Source organism: Micromonospora sp. NPDC047756 (assembly GCF_055587245.1).
In genome coordinates this window covers 129,936-143,574 of sequence record NZ_JBVJGQ010000008.1, presented here as the reverse complement: position 1 = coordinate 143,574, position 13,639 = coordinate 129,936, and the positions used below count along the sequence as shown (strand labels likewise).

Here is a 13,639-nt window from a genome sequence, read left to right as displayed (position 1 = left end):
GACCCACCGCCGCTGCGGCATGCTTGCGCCGATGAGGGATGCCGCAGCCGACGCGATGACCGAGCTGGAACGCGAGATCCACGCGCCCGGTGCTGGTCTGGACCGGCTCCGGTTGGTGCCCGCCCCGTTCGTCCCCGAGGTGCGGCTGCACCTGGCCGAGGACGCGATCGTCTGGTGGGCCCGGATGGAGGCCGCCGCCGGACGCGCGCTGCCGGCGCCGTACTGGGCGTCGGCATGGGCCGGGGGACAGGCCCTGGCCCGCCACCTCCTGGACCACCCGGAGCTGGCCGCCGGCCGCCGGGTGCTCGACCTCGCCGCCGGGTCCGGGCTGGTAGCCATCGCCGCCGCGCTCGCCGGCGCGGCGGAGGTGACCGCCAACGACATCGACCCGTACGCCGTCGCCGCCGTCACCCTCAACGCGCGGGCCAACCACGTCGCCGTCGACGCCACCGGGGACGACCTGCTCGACAGCACCGAAGCGAAGGTGGACCTGGTCGTCGCCGGAGACGTCTTCTACGACCGCGCGATGGCCGACCGGATGCTGCCCTTCCTGCAGCGGGTCGCCGCGGCGGGCGCCGACGTGCTGGTCGGCGACCCCGGCCGCGGACACCTGCCGACAGACCGCCTGACCGTGCTGGCCGACTACCCGGTACCCACCACCTCCACCGAACCGTCGGTCGACTCGTCGCTACGCCACGTGCAGGTGCTGCGCCCCGCCTGAGGCGCACCCCCGACTCAGGGGCGACCCCGAGGTGGATACCAGGGGTCAGTGGGGGCTACGACCGGATGTCCGAAGTGGCGCCACGGCCATAGCGTCGACGCATGACGCAATGGCTGGCCCAGATCGGAGAACTACCGGTTCTGCTGCTGATGGGTGCGCTCGGGCTCGTCATGCTCTTCGACGCCGTACCCCTGCTGGGTGTCCTCGTCCCCGGCGACGTCGCGATCCTCGCCGCCGTCGGCGTCGGCCGCCCGAGCACCGGGCTGGCCACCTTCACCGCGGTGCTGATCGGTTGCCTGGCCGGCTGGTCACTGAGCTTCCTGATCGGCCGTCGCTACTCCGACCGACTGCGCGACAGCCGCATCGGTGGCTGGATCGGCGAGGCGCGCTGGACAGCGGCCGAAGGAATCCTGCGTCGAGGCGGCGGCCGGATGATGGTGGTCGCGCCGTTCCTGCCGGTCTTCAACGCGCTACTGCCACTGGCCGCCGGCGGGCTGCGGATGTCGTACCGCCGATTTCTCGGCTGCGCGACGATCGGCGCGGCCGCCTGGGCTGGTCTCTACCTCGCCCTGGGCACCGCGTCGCGGTCGGTGGCCGCGCTGCTGCCGGGCGACCCCAGCCCACTGCTGGTGACGATGGGGGTCGGGCTGGTGCTGGCGTCGGTCGCGTTGCTGGGGGCGCGGCGGCGGTTGTTCGCCGTCGTCGGCTGAGGGGTCGTTCGTTGCTGGGGGCGCGGGCCGCGGGGCGCGGGCTGGGGGGCGCGGGCCGGGGGCGGGGCCGGGTTGCGGTGGGTGGGGGCGGGGGTGCGCCGCCGTCGGTCGGTAGTTGGTGATCTTGGTGGTTCTTGGTTGACGTTGGGTTTTCTGTTTGGTGGGCTGCGGCTGGTGGTGGTGGTGGTGGGGTTTACCAGCCTCTGGCTTTCCACTGGGGGAGGGCGGGGCGCTCGGCGCCCAGGGTGCTGTCCTTGCCGTGGCCCGGGTAGAACCAGGTGTCGTCCGGCAGCTGGTCGAACAGCTTGTGCTCGACGTCACCGATCAGCGCCGCGAAGCGCTCCGGGTCCTTGTCGGTGTTGCCCACCCCGCCGGGAAATAGCCAGGGTGTCATACAGGCCAATAGGATGACGGCATGTACGAAGACCACCTGTACGCGCGCATCAGCGAAGACGAGCTGGCGTTGGAAAAGGGCGTCACCCGCCAACTACGAGAGTGCCGCGAGATGTCCGCCAAGCGCTCCGGGCAGGTGGTAGGCGAATACTCAGACAACGACCTGTCCGCGCTCAAAGGCGCACCACGGCCAGACTTCGACCGCATGATGTCCGCCCTCAGCGCCCCCAACCCGCTCGGGGTGCAACGCCGCATCATCTGCGTGCACACCTCCCGGATCTGGCGCAACCGGCCCGAACGGGCGGCAGGCATCGACATCCTGGGCAAGCTCGGCGTGATCGTCCTGCCCGTCAACGGACCAGAACTGCACCTGGCGTCCGCGGCCGGGCGGATGGTGGCCGGCATGCTCGGCGAGGTCGACACCGGGGAGTCCGAAACCAAAGCCGAACGCATCGTTTCGGCCGCCCGCGAACGAGCCGAAGAGGGCCGCGCGAACGGTGCAGTCCTCTACGGCTGGCAGCGGAACTACGAGTACGACAGCCGAGGGAAGATCGTCGGTTTCAAAGACGTCGAGGACAAGGCGCAGGCCGGCATCGTGCGCGAAATCGTCGACCGGCTTCTTGCGGGCGAAACACTGAAGGCTGTCACCGACGACTTGAACCGGCGGCAGGTCCCCGCGCCGCGAACAGGGCACCGGCGCAAGCAGCGCGCCAAGGGCCAGGCGGAAGACGGCAGCCTGTGGGGCAAAACGTCGGTGAAGAAGATCGCCATCAGGCCGTCGAACATCGCCCTGCGGATCTACCACCGTGGGCTACCAGATGAACAGTTGCTGCCGGCGGCGTGGCCAAAAATCGTGGACCCCGACAAGTACGACCGGGTGTTGGCGCTCCTCACGGACCCGAAGCGGGTGCATGAGAAGCCGGGTTCCCGGCAGCACCTGCTGACCTGGGGGATCGGTGAATGCGGTGTGTGTGGGGCGCACCTGCGGGTGGCGTCGAAGGGGAGCGCGAAGTGGGGTAGGAAAGCCCGCCTGTATCTGTGCGAGGCGAAGGGCTGCGTTGGACGCAACGAGGAAGCCGTCGACCGGAGGGTCGACGCTGTGATGGTCTCGCTGCTGTCCCGGCCCGACGTGATCGGGCTGCTCGATGGGTCGGCCAGCAAACAGGCAGAGTTCCTGAGTAAAGCTGACGCGCTTCGTGGACGGATGTCTGCCGCGGCGAGCGACTACGCGGAGGGTGTGATCACCAACGTTCAGTTGCGCATCATCACCGCGAAGTTGAAGCCTCAGGTGGAGGCGGCCGAGGCGGAAGCGAAACGGCATCAGGTGTCACCGCACCTGTCGTTGGTGGTGCAGACGGTGGGGGCGCAGGCAAGGCAGCGGTGGGAGTCGTACACGTTTGTTCAGAAGCGGGCAATCATGGATGCGTTCGGTGTGCGAGTGCGGATCCTGCCCACCCGCCGCGGCCCCGGGTTTGACCCCGAGTCGGTGGAGGTCAAACCCCGGGACCGGGACCTGTCGAACTAGTTGCTGCGGGGCGGTTGGCGGCTGGTGGGGAATTGGAGCACCGGGCTGGGGTCGGTGTTCCCCGCCTCGCTGGCGTGCCTTCGCGGCGGCGGGCCCGTTCCGGTGGCGGCCTGCCTTTGCTCGTCTGCTTTCCGCTCCCAAAACGTCTGCCTGGCGTCACGTTCCGCTTGCTGGATTCGGGCGTGCACCGCGTCGGCGATGGCGTCGACCTGCTCGACGAGGCGCTTCTTGTGGTGCTTCGTCTGGTATTCGATGATGCGGTCACGTTCGGCGGCTTCCCGCTTGAGGAACCCGACGAGAACCCACACGGCCGTGGCGGTGATCGCGCAGAGGGCGAGGACGGTGGCGGCTGTCAGGGACGCCGCGTAGGCCACGGTCACAGGCTCAGGTGGGGCGTGTTGCGCATCCCGGAGAATCACCCCCCACACGAACAGGGCGACCGCGTCGAGGGTGACCACGGGTAGGGCGTAGGCGCTGATGCTGGCCTTCTGGCGTTTCGCCAGTAGTTCCAGCATCGTTTCGTGTTCGGTTTTGATACGGCTTACGTCTTGCGAGTCTTCCGCGTGAGGCGTGGTGCTGCACATGGTGGTGGTGCTCCGTTCTTCGCAGGGGAGTGCGATTCGGGGACTGCGCGCGGGACGGCGCGTGTCTCCCTCGCCGCTACCCGACCGGGGGTGCGGCGGTCGCAGGCCGTACGCGGTGAGGGCGTACAGCTGCCAGGCTTGTGGTGTGCTGCGGGTCAGCCGGGTGGCGGTGACGGTGGTTGGGTTAACCCGTCGTGGTGTGCGCTGTGGTGCCCGGTGTGGGGGTGCGCCCACCGGGGTTGCCCGGCAGGTCGGGTGGTGCTGGGGGCGTGTTCGGGGGCGCGCAGGGTGCCGGCGCTGGTGTGGTCGCCGCCGTGGGCGAGTTTTGGTCCTTGCCGGGTGGGTGCGCCCGAGCTGGCACCTTCCGATGTGGGGGGACCTGAGGGGGCCGGCTCGGGCGCGGTCAGGGTGGTGGTTGTGGGCAGCCCTGGGTGGGTGTCGGCGTGTGCGGGGCTGCCGGTGGTGAGGGTGAGTCCGATGGTGAGGGTGGCGAGCAGTAGGAGGCGGTGTGGTTGCCTGCGACTGGGCTGCTGCCGTTCCATCGGTCCCTCCCCGTGGGTGCCGGTACAACGTGTGACGTGTTCACTTTCGCGGATTGTTGCGTCGGGAACTATCCGGTTTTGGTTGCGTCGATCGTGCTTAAAGATCCCCTATGTGTGGTCCGAACGGTTGACCCCCGTTCGGGGGTCATGCCACGTTTGACCACGCCGTTTGAGTAGTTGATATTGCCTCGATGAGTAGTCGATAGTGCCCGAATCGACGCAGCCCGCAACGCCCGCATGTACGGACATGCGGATGGTGAAAAGGTTCCGCAAACGCATATCCCACGAACGGGACTACTCGTTAGCGTTGCTCACGGTTCTGCGCAGGGCCCGGCATCAACCAACGGTCCCCCGGCAGCAACTCCGGCGGCGGCCACAACTCAGGCTCCCCCGGATGCTCCGGGTCCATGCGGTACACCACGAACACGGGCACCCCGGCGTCAAACCCGCCCGGCACGTCATCGTCCAACCGCTGCCGCTCCGGAGCCGTCGGCATGCGCGTCTCCACCCGCACCACATTGGTCAGGTCGATCGGCTGTTTGTCGTGCACCGGCCGCACCCTCGTAGTGTGCGCCTGGCGTGTGACGACCAGCCCTTCACTGCGAAGGATGGCAATGGCCTGGCGGATGAGGGCCCGGGACACATCGTGTTGTTGCCCCAACGTCTTCTCGGACGGCAGGCGGGCACCAGGCGGCAGATGGCCGGTAAGTATTTGGTCGCGGAGGGATGCGGCCAGTTCAGCCGAGCTGACCTCGGGTGGCTCCCTCACGCCGCGATTGTGGGTTAACCGCCCGGCGGGGCATCGGTCGGCTATGTCCGGACAAGCGGGAGTTGCAAGGCTGAGCCAATATGCCTGGTAGGTGGGTGCGTCAGGCCGCTGCCGAGCCGCCGATGAGGTCCGAGGCGTCGTTGGAAAGGTAGGCGTCGCGGGTGGCGAGTTCCGCCCGGCGCTGCTCGATCGCCTGGAACTCGGCCTTGGCGATCTGGTCGGCCTCTTCCCAGGTGATCTCGGTGGCGGGTGCCCGGTCGACGGGGGTCAGGTCGGTCATGGCTGCCTCCGTCGGCGAACTACGGCGGGGGTGTCGCTGGTCGGGATGGTCGGCTGGCGTTCGGGCTCGGGCAGGTCGGCCACCTGGGCGGCGTTCTCCATAACCTCGCGGGTGAAGCCGCGCATCTGACTCGTGATGCCCTCCATGTCGGCCCGGATCGCGGCGGCTGCCTCCATGCGGCCGTGGGCGTACCCGGCGCGGTAGGCGTTGACGACCAGAGTCAGCGGTGCGCCGTCGAGCAGCTTGTGCATGCGCAGCACGGCTTGGTCGGCCATGGCGAGCACCGTGGGCGGGACGTCGCGGAGGTCGTCCGCCGGGATCTGGTCGGCCATCTCGGTCTCCTTCGCTCAATGGGTGATGTCGCGGCGGTAGGTGTCGGCGGTGAGTGGACTGCGGCGGCGGTCGAGGTAGGCGGCCAGCAGCCGGGCGTGCGGGTCGTCTGCGGCGGGCAGCGGGGCGAGGTCAGTCACGGTTGGCTCCGGGTGAGCGAAGCCGGCCGGCGGCGGTCAGAGCGTCCAGTGCGGCGAAGCCGGACACCAGGCATGCGCGGCACGGATCCGCAGGGTCGCAGTCGGTGCGGGTGCGCGCGACGGCTGCTGCCACCGACTCAACGTCGGCGTCGGTGTAGGGCCGAGCCTCGGTGAGCACGTGCCGGCCGGCGTCGGTCAACTCCCAGTAGCGGATGTCGTAGTCGCTGCCGTCGTCGAGGCGGACCCACCCCGCGCCTTCAAGGCGCGCGATGCGAGTGGTCACCTGCCGACCGCTCTGGCCGGCATTGAGGCTCGATCCGTCGGGGTGCCGGTACACGCGGTGGCGCTGCACGTCGGTCAGCAGCCGCAGCCTTGCGGGCGTCCGATTCAGCGGGTCGCCCGGCTGCGGCACGGCGGCGGGGGCGGTCACGGCTGAGCCGCCTTCGTCTTGATGCCGAGCTTCTTGGCTCGGCGACGCTGCGCCCGGTTGCCGTTCGGGTCGGCGGACTGGTTGTTCGGGTCCGGGTTGATCTCCGCGCCGGGCGGCTTCGACCAACCGGGCAGGTAGCGGGCATCGGCGTTGGTCCGGGCGTACTTCATCGGCTCGACTCCTTCCGCCCGGTGCGGACCCCGGCGTCGAATGCCTCCGCTGCCGCTGCGCGGAACGCCTCGTTCATGTCAGCGGTCCATTCCGCGATGTCCCTGCCGGCCATCCGCGCGCCCATGACGGCACCTGCGGCAGCCATGTGGGCGTCCTCGAAGTCGTCGGCGTGGAGCAGGTGCGGGTCGGTGTCGGGCACCACGCGGACCAGTTCGTCGGCCAGCGCGGTGAAGCCGACATCCCGCAGTAGGCCGTGCTCTCCGCCGCGCTCGCGACGGACCAGTTCCGCGATCTGCGGGTCGAAGGCGGCGACCATCCGGCGGATGGCCGGATGGTCAGGCTCGTTCTCTGCTGTCATCTCGGTCTCTCCTTGATCAATCGGTACCGACAAATCGCTGCCTCTGGGGATATCGGCTTTCGCGGGGTATCCGGCGTTCATCTCTGCGGCGATGTCAGCCCGCCACAGCCCGGCATCCGGGTGGTTGGGATACCAGAACAGGTCGTCCCACGGGTTGCCCGACAACTCGACGTCACTGCTCATTACGTCACCGCCGGGCGGGGTTTCGCTCCGAGCCGTACCCGCAACCGCGCCTCACGCTGCGCCCGGGTCGGCTCCGCCCACCCATGCCACTTCCGGCCCGGATTCCACCGCTGCCGGTGTTCCCGCTGTGCTGTGCCACACCAACGGCAGCCCATCGGGGGCGGTGCGGCAGGGTGACGCAGCAGCAACACGCGAACACCCGCGCTGGTCCGCCCGCAGTCAGACAGCGTGCAGCGGGCAACACCCCCGTGCCACTCAACGGTGACGACGGGCCGCCCACCGGGGCCTTTGCGGTCACTGTGGCCCGGCTCCGGGCACGTCCAGAACTGGATGCGGGCGTTACCGAACGCCTCCAACAGTTCCTCGTCGGTAGCCGCCGTCACCTTCGACCTGGGGTAGATGCTCGGCGGGGCGTCGCACGGTGAGGCAAGGCCGAGCACGTCGTGGGGTGGCACGCTGCCGTCCGGTTGGACGACGTCCGGTCGGGAACACGAATGGCAGGCGTTTTCGCCTTGGCTGAGATCGGCGGGGATGGTCGTCAAGCGGCACCTCCGACAGTGAACAGGTCGCCCTGGCCAGCGACCTGACGTGCCCGGCGTCGACGCGGCGCGGCCTGAACAGGCTCGACCGCATCCCGCACGTCCTGCCCGTTGTCGTCCACCTCATACCCGTACAGGGCGCCCACCACCTGCCCGAAATGCCGGACGGTGGCCACCTGCTCCGGGGTGCACATGTGGTCGGCGGTGGCCGGATCCAAGTTTGACGGCGCGAACACGGCGTCACCGTTGTTGCCGGGCAGTCCGGCAAACCGGTGCACGTCCCCGTCCCGGGTGGCGGTGTCCGGGTAGAGGCCGATCAGGTGCAGCTCGTTGAACGTTTCCACGTCGCCGAAAAACGCTGTGACACGGATGCTGTGCACGGGGGCGGTCACTGGCCCTCCCCGCTGTAGTCGACGCCCGGGTCGGACGGCTTTCGCCCGCTCAACTGCGGTGCCGGCCTGTCGACGTGTTCCATCCACATGCCTGCCGCTGCCGCAAGTTCCGCCAACCCACGCAGCGTCGCCTGCCGCCCGGTGGAGTTCTCCACGTCGGAGAGCCGGTCGCGTAGGAACTCCACTCGCACCCGGTCGGTGATGTGCGGGCTGTCGGGTAGTGCCGTGGCCGGGTGGTTGGCGCGGAGGGTGACCGCTGTCGCACCGATGGCGTCGAGGGTGGCGTGGTTGAGGCCGCTGACGCGGTTGTCCATGGTGACCTCCTGAAGGTTTGGTCTGAACGGCTGCCGCTCGCGTCGGACACGCGTTCCGACACGGCGGTACGCCCATCAGGCCGTTGGCTCGACAAACGTCCGTCCCCGGTTGTAGTGCGGGATCGGGTCGCCGCCCTTGCGCGGCACCAGCACCCGCTCCCACGCCTGGTGCTCGTTGCCGTTCCGGTCGTAGAACACGTCCGGGATCTCGTCCTCCTCACCCTCGGCGGCGTCCGGCTGGGTGATGCCCAGTTCTTTCATGTCCGCGTCGTTGAGGTCGCTGTAATCGCATTCCACCGCCGCTGTCACCTCGTAGGCGTCAGGGTGATCGAGGTGCGCGTAGGCGTCCGTCAACTCTTCGAGGCAGGCCACCATGCGCTGCTGCCACTGCACGGGCATCGACTGCATCAGAGCCCGGGGGATCACCTGGTAGTTGGAGTAGGACAAGCCAAAGAAGTGGTGGACAGGTCCGTCGAGGCGGGCGCGCCGCTCCTCCGGGCTGACGGTTGTCGCGGTGTCGGTCATGCGGTTCCTCCGGTCGGCTTCTGAGTGATCGACGCGATGGTGTTGAGCGCTCCAAACAGGGCGGTGATCTCGTCGGCTGAGAGGGCCGCCAGTTGGGCTGCGGTGACCTTCCGGTCGAAGCTGAGGCCGAGAACGGTGTCGGCGCGTTCGGTGTGCCTCTTGGTTTTCCGTGGGGCAACGGTCCCGGTGCGGGCCAGCAGGGCGGCGGCCCGGGTCCGGTACAGGTTGCGGGCGGCGCGCCGTTTGTCGGTGTCGGGGCCGGTGAACGCGTCGGAGCCTTCGAAGTAGGCGAGGGTCCGCGCGGCACGCTCGGTGCGCTCGTCGGTCGCTGTGGTCATGCGGTGTCTCCGTCTGTCGGTTGGGTGCCGCCCTCGTCGGCGGCCTTGGCCTTCTGGGCGAGCAGTTCGGTCAGCCACCGCACCTCCGCGTTGGCCCTGGCCGCAGCCTCTTCCGCCTTGCGCAGATAGTGGGCGACGGCTTCCGGGGCGGCGTGCTCGGCGAACGCCGCACGGTTCTTGACCACCGGCAACGGTCAGCCCTCGGCTTGATCCGCGGTTGGAGCGCTGTGGCAATCGTGGGTGCACTTGCCGGGCTCGCTCGGGCAGTTATTGCAGTCCTCCAACAGGCAGGCCAGCGAAGGCGACGGGATGTGGATGACGAAGTCGCGAGCGGTCAGCGGTGCGGAGTTCGCAACGGTCATGGTCAGTCCTCCGGGTCGCAAATGGTGCAGTCAACGGCGGACTGCTGCGGGTGGTTGACGCACGTGATCAGCGCCTCCGCCGACACGTGGCGGGGCGCGAGCTTGGCCAGGATGCGACCGATCGCGTCATAGCCGTACGGGTCGGCCTGCTGGTCGACGTACTCCACGAACTCGCCGTCAACGAACACGGCCATCGGGGCACCGGCCAAGGCGGAGGAGTCCTGGTGGGCGAAAGGCTGGCGGGTCATACAGCGCTCCGCTCACTCAGGCGAAGGCAAGCCCGGCAGCCGACTTCCACGGTTTCGCGCATGACGACGATCGGCGCTGGACCGCTAACGCCCAGCACTACTCCGCATAAGGCTGCGACCGGCGGAACGACGACGCGACATTCACGGCCAAGGATCGTGGCCGACTGAACGAGTGTGAGCGGCGCGTCCGCGTAGTGGGTTCGACCGCTGCCGTGGCGGCGAACCCTTAGGCGTGTCATCGCGGCGGGCTCGGCACTCATCGGCTCTCGTCCTCTGCAAGCACCTCGTGCCCGGCCGCAGTCAGGTCAAACCGGATCAGGTCAGGGTCGGCGTAGCTGCCAGCGGCGAACGCAAGTCCAAGCGCGCAAAGCCGGTCAACAACGTCGCGCCGATTGCCGTTTGCCCGCAGAGCCCTCATCTCGGTGCCGTTACAACCCCGCAGGATGTCGATGCCTTCGAGGGCTCGCCGCTGCGGCTTCGTCAGCCTGGCAGGTCGACTCTGCGGCTGGTTGCGACTGGCCTGTGTCATGACACAAAGGTAGCATGGTGTCATGACACCTTCAACTGCTCCGCGAGCGAGTCGTCATGACACCTTGGCCACCTCCCGTCATGACACCCGCACGGCAACTACGCTGGCCGCCGTGACCGGAAAGAGCGGGCGGGGAACGGCACGGCAGACCATCCGAATGGATGAGGTGCTGTGGGAGAAGCTGGACGCCGCCGCGAAGGCCGTGGGCACAGACCGCTCCACCTACCTGCGTGACTTCGCCCGATGGGCGGTGCATGAGAAGGGTGCGAAGATGCCCCGGCGGGCCCCGGTGGAGCCGGTAGCTAGACGGGACGGAAGCGTCGGACAGGGAGCCGATGAGGCGGCCAACCAGTGACGGCGGAACGGACCGCTCTCTACCGCTTGCGCAATGGGGCTGGCCAGCTGCTGTACGTGGGCATCGGGTTTGACCCTGCCGCTCGCTGGCGCTCACATGCCAGCGAGAAAGGCTGGTGGCACATGGTCACCGACAAGGCGGTCACCTGGTACGACACCCGCGACGCAGCCGAGGTGGCCGAGGCGCAAGCAATCCTGGCCGAGAAGCCCCTCTTCAACGTGGTTCAACACCGGCAGCGGTACCGTCAGGCCCGTCCATGCGGTCCGCTGCTACCGATCGTTGCCGAGGCCGCTCAGGAGTACCGCGACGCGGTCGAGCGGCAAAGCGCAGCCGCGAAGCACCTGACCGAGCTTATGCGCGCTGCCCATCGTGATGGCATGAAGCAGTCCGCGATCCTGCGCGCCTCAAAGCACGTGTGGTCTCGCGAGTACATGCGGATCCTGCTGGGCCTCTCACGGCGGAAGGGCAGCGACCAGTCGCCAACCTGACACCCCGACATCCGGTCGGCGGGTGCCCAACACCCGACCCGCTCACCACCATGGCTGGGGTGAGCAAACTCCGCAGCCACCAGAAGATCGCCCTCGGTGTTGTCGCACTCCTCGGCATGTGCTGCACCGGCAGCACCATCGCCTACAGCATCAGCGGCGACGGCAAAACCAAACCCGCCGCCGTGGGCAGCCCCACCGCGTCAACCCGGGTGCAACAGCTCGTCGACGACGCCACACCCACACCCGTGCCTGCGCCCACCGCCTCGGATGTGGCGGTGGCACCCAGCGTTACACCAACACGCAAGGCGGCCCCAAGCCCGTCCCGGACGGCGAAACCGTCGACACGGCCACCAACACCGGCGAAGACCACGAAGCCACCCACCCGCAAACCCAGCCCTAAGCCCACCAAGCCGCCCGTGCAAAGCGGGGTGCACCCGGGCGCGTTCTGCACCCCGGAAGGCGCGTTGGGTAGGACGTCGAAGGGGACCCTGATGCGGTGCACCCGCAAGGCGGGGGAGGAGCGGGCACGCTGGCGGGCCGCCTAACCCGCCCCGGATACGGCGAAGCCCCGACCTGATCGAGGTCGGGGCTTCGACTCTTGACCTACAGCGCGAGCTTCCCGGACGGCAGGCCGCTTACCACCACGTCCGGCGGAACGGGGATGCCTTCGAACCCGGCCGCGATCTTCTTGCCCGAGAACACGCCAGCCCGCCGTAGCAGCCCCGCCCACACCGGGTCGGCAATCGACACCCCGTGCACCAGTTCCGGCGTCGGCTCGAACCGTGCCACGTTGCCGACGGCGCGCGGCCCAACCCAACCGCGCTTCACCGGGTCAACCTCGAACCGGCCGCACGTCTCCGTCATGTAGCCGCGGGTGCACGACACCTCACCCGAAAGCACCTCCCACGGCAGCGGCAACGCCGCCCACACCGCCGTGTCCGGGTCCACATCCGAACCCGTCGACTGGTGCCAGTACGCCAGGTCGGCGGCCATCAGCCGCATCACCTTGCCGGGGCACGCCACGTCCAACAGGTCGAGGGTGCCGGTGGCGGAGAGGGCGTTCATCCAGCCGGCACGGGCCGTGTTGTACGCCTGCGCCACCGTGTTCCACGTTGACGAATCCATACCCCGGCGCACGATCATGGTGGTGCGGTTGACCTGCGGATCCCACGCCGACTTGAGTAGGTCGGCGGCGCCGCGCATCAGCGCCGACCAGCGGCCCAGCAGTTCGCCCTGTTCGGCGTGTGTCAGGCGGCCCACAACCTCGGGCACAGAGTGGGCGCGTGACACCATCCACCAGTCCGACTCGTCGCCGAGGCGAGACAACAGCATGGCCGCGATCTCGTCCATCGGGTTGGTCTTACCGGACAGGCTGAACTGGCGGCGCAAGTTCTTGCGGGCTACGAAGTACGCGACGAACGCTGCCGCGTTCGGGTCCGCGTTGAACCGGTCGGCGGTGATGTCAGCGACCAGCCCGGAGCGGCCGACCAGCATCAGTTCCCGCTTACGTAGTTCGACGTCCAGGCGGCCGATCTTGTCGTTGAGGCGGATGAGGAAACGCCACGCCCTGTTGTACTGCCGCTTCGACAACTCGATGCCAGCGGCAGCGCGTGCTTCCCGGTTTGACCGGGACTTGAAGTCAACCCCGGAAGCCCAGCCCAGCGGCTGCCCCGCCAGGTGGGCGAGAACACGCAGCGCGTTCGGGTCGCCGGCCACACCTGTCCCCGCGTACACCTGGGCGTCGTGGTCGAACAGGCGAACCAGGGTGGCGAGCTGACGTGAGGCGTCGACCGGGCGGGCGAAGTCGCTGGACATGGACGTGTACCACCACGGCGGGCGTGCCTTTTTGGCGCGTTCCAACAGGCGCCGCTCCGTGACCGTGAAGTTGATGCCGGCGTCGAGGATGAGGGCGGCGACGTCTTCGGGGCGCAGCCGGGAGTCCAGGGACGCGTGCAACTGGTCGAGGACGCTCGGGTTGGTCATGGCTGGCCCCTCTCGTGGTGGGGTGAGGAAGTGTGGGGCCCCGCCGACTGGGCTCGAACCAGCGTCCACCCGGAATGCAGAGCCGGGCGCTCTACCGCTGAGCTACAGCGGGGCCTGTCCCGTCGACCGGATTCGAACCGGCGTCCACCCGGTACCAAGAGCCGGGCGCTCCACCGCAGAGCTTCAACGGGGTGTGCTCGCCGAGCGTATCCGGAGGGCTAGGGAAATCGCAAGCAGGTTCGATATTGTTTCGGTGTGACCGACTCTGCCGACGCCTACGCCCGCCTTGAAGCGATGACAGCGGAGCTGGGCCCGGTTGAACGCCACGCGAGAGAGTTGCGCCGCAGCATCGAACAGCTCGCACTGGACATGCTGAGGGCGGGCGAACCGCCAGGCGCTGTGGCAGAGCGGTGCCCGTTCACCGACGCGC

Annotated in this window: 21 protein-coding genes, 2 tRNA genes and 1 pseudogene; 5 read left to right on the top strand and 19 right to left on the bottom strand. The window is 68.6% G+C overall.

Features of this window, described 5'->3' with window-relative positions; translation table 11 throughout:
- The first annotated feature begins 31 nt into the window (after positions 1-31).
- The gene (locus tag ACZ6NZ_RS26310) at positions 32-721 is read left to right on the top strand and encodes a class I SAM-dependent methyltransferase (RefSeq protein WP_465860746.1); all 690 of its coding nucleotides are present in this window, start codon (positions 32-34) and stop codon (positions 719-721) included.
- Positions 722-822: 101 nt separating this feature from the next.
- Complete coding sequence (locus ACZ6NZ_RS26305; protein ID WP_465860745.1) at positions 823-1,431, top strand: DedA family protein; 609 nt, start codon at positions 823-825, stop codon at positions 1,429-1,431.
- Positions 1,432-1,624: 193 nt separating this feature from the next.
- Here the strand turns inward: ACZ6NZ_RS26305 and ACZ6NZ_RS26300 are convergent.
- Positions 1,625-1,813: pseudogene (locus ACZ6NZ_RS26300) on the bottom strand (MBL fold metallo-hydrolase); the annotation flags it as partial.
- A 33-nt stretch (positions 1,814-1,846) separates the two neighbouring features.
- On the opposite strand from ACZ6NZ_RS26300, the gene ACZ6NZ_RS26295 reads away from it, so the two are divergent.
- Complete coding sequence (locus ACZ6NZ_RS26295) at positions 1,847-3,349, top strand: recombinase family protein (RefSeq protein ID WP_465860744.1); 1,503 nt, start codon at positions 1,847-1,849, stop codon at positions 3,347-3,349.
- On the opposite strand, the gene ACZ6NZ_RS26290 is transcribed toward ACZ6NZ_RS26295, so the two are convergent.
- The 15 genes from ACZ6NZ_RS26290 to ACZ6NZ_RS26220 all read right to left on the bottom strand — a co-directional run bounded on the left by ACZ6NZ_RS26290 (position 3,346) and on the right by ACZ6NZ_RS26220 (position 10,383).
- Positions 3,346-3,933, bottom strand: coding sequence for a hypothetical protein (locus ACZ6NZ_RS26290; RefSeq protein ID WP_465860743.1), 588 nt, complete (start codon positions 3,931-3,933; stop codon positions 3,346-3,348). The genes ACZ6NZ_RS26295 and ACZ6NZ_RS26290 overlap by 4 nt on opposite strands.
- 843 nt (positions 3,934-4,776) lie before the next feature.
- The gene (locus tag ACZ6NZ_RS26285; protein ID WP_465860742.1) at positions 4,777-5,244 is read right to left on the bottom strand and encodes a GntR family transcriptional regulator; all 468 of its coding nucleotides are present in this window, start codon (positions 5,242-5,244) and stop codon (positions 4,777-4,779) included.
- A gap of 100 nt (positions 5,245-5,344) precedes the next feature.
- Positions 5,345-5,524 (bottom strand): hypothetical protein, encoded by a 180-nt coding sequence (locus ACZ6NZ_RS26280; protein WP_465860741.1) that lies wholly within the window; start codon positions 5,522-5,524, stop codon positions 5,345-5,347.
- Positions 5,521-5,856 carry a hypothetical protein gene (locus ACZ6NZ_RS26275; RefSeq protein ID WP_465860740.1) on the bottom strand — a complete coding sequence of 112 codons (336 nt, stop codon included), beginning with the start codon at positions 5,854-5,856 and terminating at the stop codon, positions 5,521-5,523. The genes ACZ6NZ_RS26280 and ACZ6NZ_RS26275 overlap by 4 nt, the downstream gene beginning before the upstream one ends.
- A gap of 15 nt (positions 5,857-5,871) precedes the next feature.
- Positions 5,872-5,994 (bottom strand): hypothetical protein, encoded by a 123-nt coding sequence (locus ACZ6NZ_RS26270; RefSeq protein ID WP_465860739.1) that lies wholly within the window; start codon positions 5,992-5,994, stop codon positions 5,872-5,874.
- Positions 5,987-6,424, bottom strand: coding sequence for a hypothetical protein (locus tag ACZ6NZ_RS26265; protein ID WP_465860738.1), 438 nt, complete (start codon positions 6,422-6,424; stop codon positions 5,987-5,989). Before ACZ6NZ_RS26265 ends, ACZ6NZ_RS26270 begins: the two co-directional genes overlap by 8 nt.
- A complete protein-coding gene (locus ACZ6NZ_RS26260; protein WP_465860737.1) occupies positions 6,421-6,594 on the bottom strand; it encodes a hypothetical protein in 174 nt (57 codons plus the stop codon). Before ACZ6NZ_RS26260 ends, ACZ6NZ_RS26265 begins: the two co-directional genes overlap by 4 nt.
- Complete coding sequence (locus tag ACZ6NZ_RS26255) at positions 6,591-7,136, bottom strand: hypothetical protein (protein ID WP_465860736.1); 546 nt, start codon at positions 7,134-7,136, stop codon at positions 6,591-6,593. The genes ACZ6NZ_RS26260 and ACZ6NZ_RS26255 overlap by 4 nt, the downstream gene beginning before the upstream one ends.
- 538 nt (positions 7,137-7,674) lie before the next feature.
- Positions 7,675-8,067 carry a hypothetical protein gene (locus ACZ6NZ_RS26250; protein ID WP_465860735.1) on the bottom strand — a complete coding sequence of 131 codons (393 nt, stop codon included), beginning with the start codon at positions 8,065-8,067 and terminating at the stop codon, positions 7,675-7,677.
- Complete coding sequence (locus ACZ6NZ_RS26245) at positions 8,064-8,381, bottom strand: hypothetical protein (RefSeq protein WP_465860734.1); 318 nt, start codon at positions 8,379-8,381, stop codon at positions 8,064-8,066. The genes ACZ6NZ_RS26250 and ACZ6NZ_RS26245 overlap by 4 nt, the downstream gene beginning before the upstream one ends.
- Before the next feature lie 75 nt (positions 8,382-8,456).
- Entirely contained in the window at positions 8,457-8,906 is a 450-nt protein-coding gene (locus ACZ6NZ_RS26240) for a hypothetical protein (protein ID WP_465860733.1), read from the bottom strand.
- On the bottom strand, positions 8,903-9,244 hold the full coding sequence (locus ACZ6NZ_RS26235; RefSeq protein WP_465860732.1) for a hypothetical protein: 342 nt from the start codon (positions 9,242-9,244) through the stop codon (positions 8,903-8,905). Before ACZ6NZ_RS26235 ends, ACZ6NZ_RS26240 begins: the two co-directional genes overlap by 4 nt.
- On the bottom strand, positions 9,241-9,429 hold the full coding sequence (locus ACZ6NZ_RS26230; RefSeq protein WP_465860731.1) for a hypothetical protein: 189 nt from the start codon (positions 9,427-9,429) through the stop codon (positions 9,241-9,243). Before ACZ6NZ_RS26230 ends, ACZ6NZ_RS26235 begins: the two co-directional genes overlap by 4 nt.
- A gap of 179 nt (positions 9,430-9,608) precedes the next feature.
- Positions 9,609-9,854, bottom strand: a complete 246-nt coding sequence (locus ACZ6NZ_RS26225) for a hypothetical protein (RefSeq protein WP_465860730.1) — start codon at positions 9,852-9,854, stop codon at positions 9,609-9,611.
- 256 nt (positions 9,855-10,110) lie between these two features.
- Positions 10,111-10,383 (bottom strand): hypothetical protein, encoded by a 273-nt coding sequence (locus tag ACZ6NZ_RS26220; RefSeq protein ID WP_465860729.1) that lies wholly within the window; start codon positions 10,381-10,383, stop codon positions 10,111-10,113.
- 112 nt (positions 10,384-10,495) lie between these two features.
- Between ACZ6NZ_RS26220 and ACZ6NZ_RS26215 the strand changes: the two genes are divergently transcribed.
- The gene (locus tag ACZ6NZ_RS26215) at positions 10,496-10,738 is read left to right on the top strand and encodes a hypothetical protein (protein ID WP_465860728.1); all 243 of its coding nucleotides are present in this window, start codon (positions 10,496-10,498) and stop codon (positions 10,736-10,738) included.
- A 122-nt stretch (positions 10,739-10,860) separates the two neighbouring features.
- Positions 10,861-11,226: a hypothetical protein gene (locus ACZ6NZ_RS26210; RefSeq protein ID WP_465860727.1), complete on the top strand. Its 366-nt coding sequence runs from the start codon at positions 10,861-10,863 to the stop codon at positions 11,224-11,226.
- Positions 11,227-11,829: 603 nt separating this feature from the next.
- On the opposite strand, the gene ACZ6NZ_RS26205 is transcribed toward ACZ6NZ_RS26210, so the two are convergent.
- From ACZ6NZ_RS26205 to ACZ6NZ_RS26195, 3 genes are all read right to left on the bottom strand, one after another.
- Positions 11,830-13,209: a hypothetical protein gene (locus tag ACZ6NZ_RS26205; RefSeq protein ID WP_465860726.1), complete on the bottom strand. Its 1,380-nt coding sequence runs from the start codon at positions 13,207-13,209 to the stop codon at positions 11,830-11,832.
- 38 nt (positions 13,210-13,247) lie between these two features.
- Positions 13,248-13,321: transfer RNA gene (locus tag ACZ6NZ_RS26200), tRNA-Gln, on the bottom strand.
- Positions 13,322-13,326: 5 nt separating this feature from the next.
- Positions 13,327-13,400: transfer RNA gene (locus ACZ6NZ_RS26195), tRNA-Lys, on the bottom strand.
- Between the last annotated feature and the right edge of the window lie 239 nt (positions 13,401-13,639).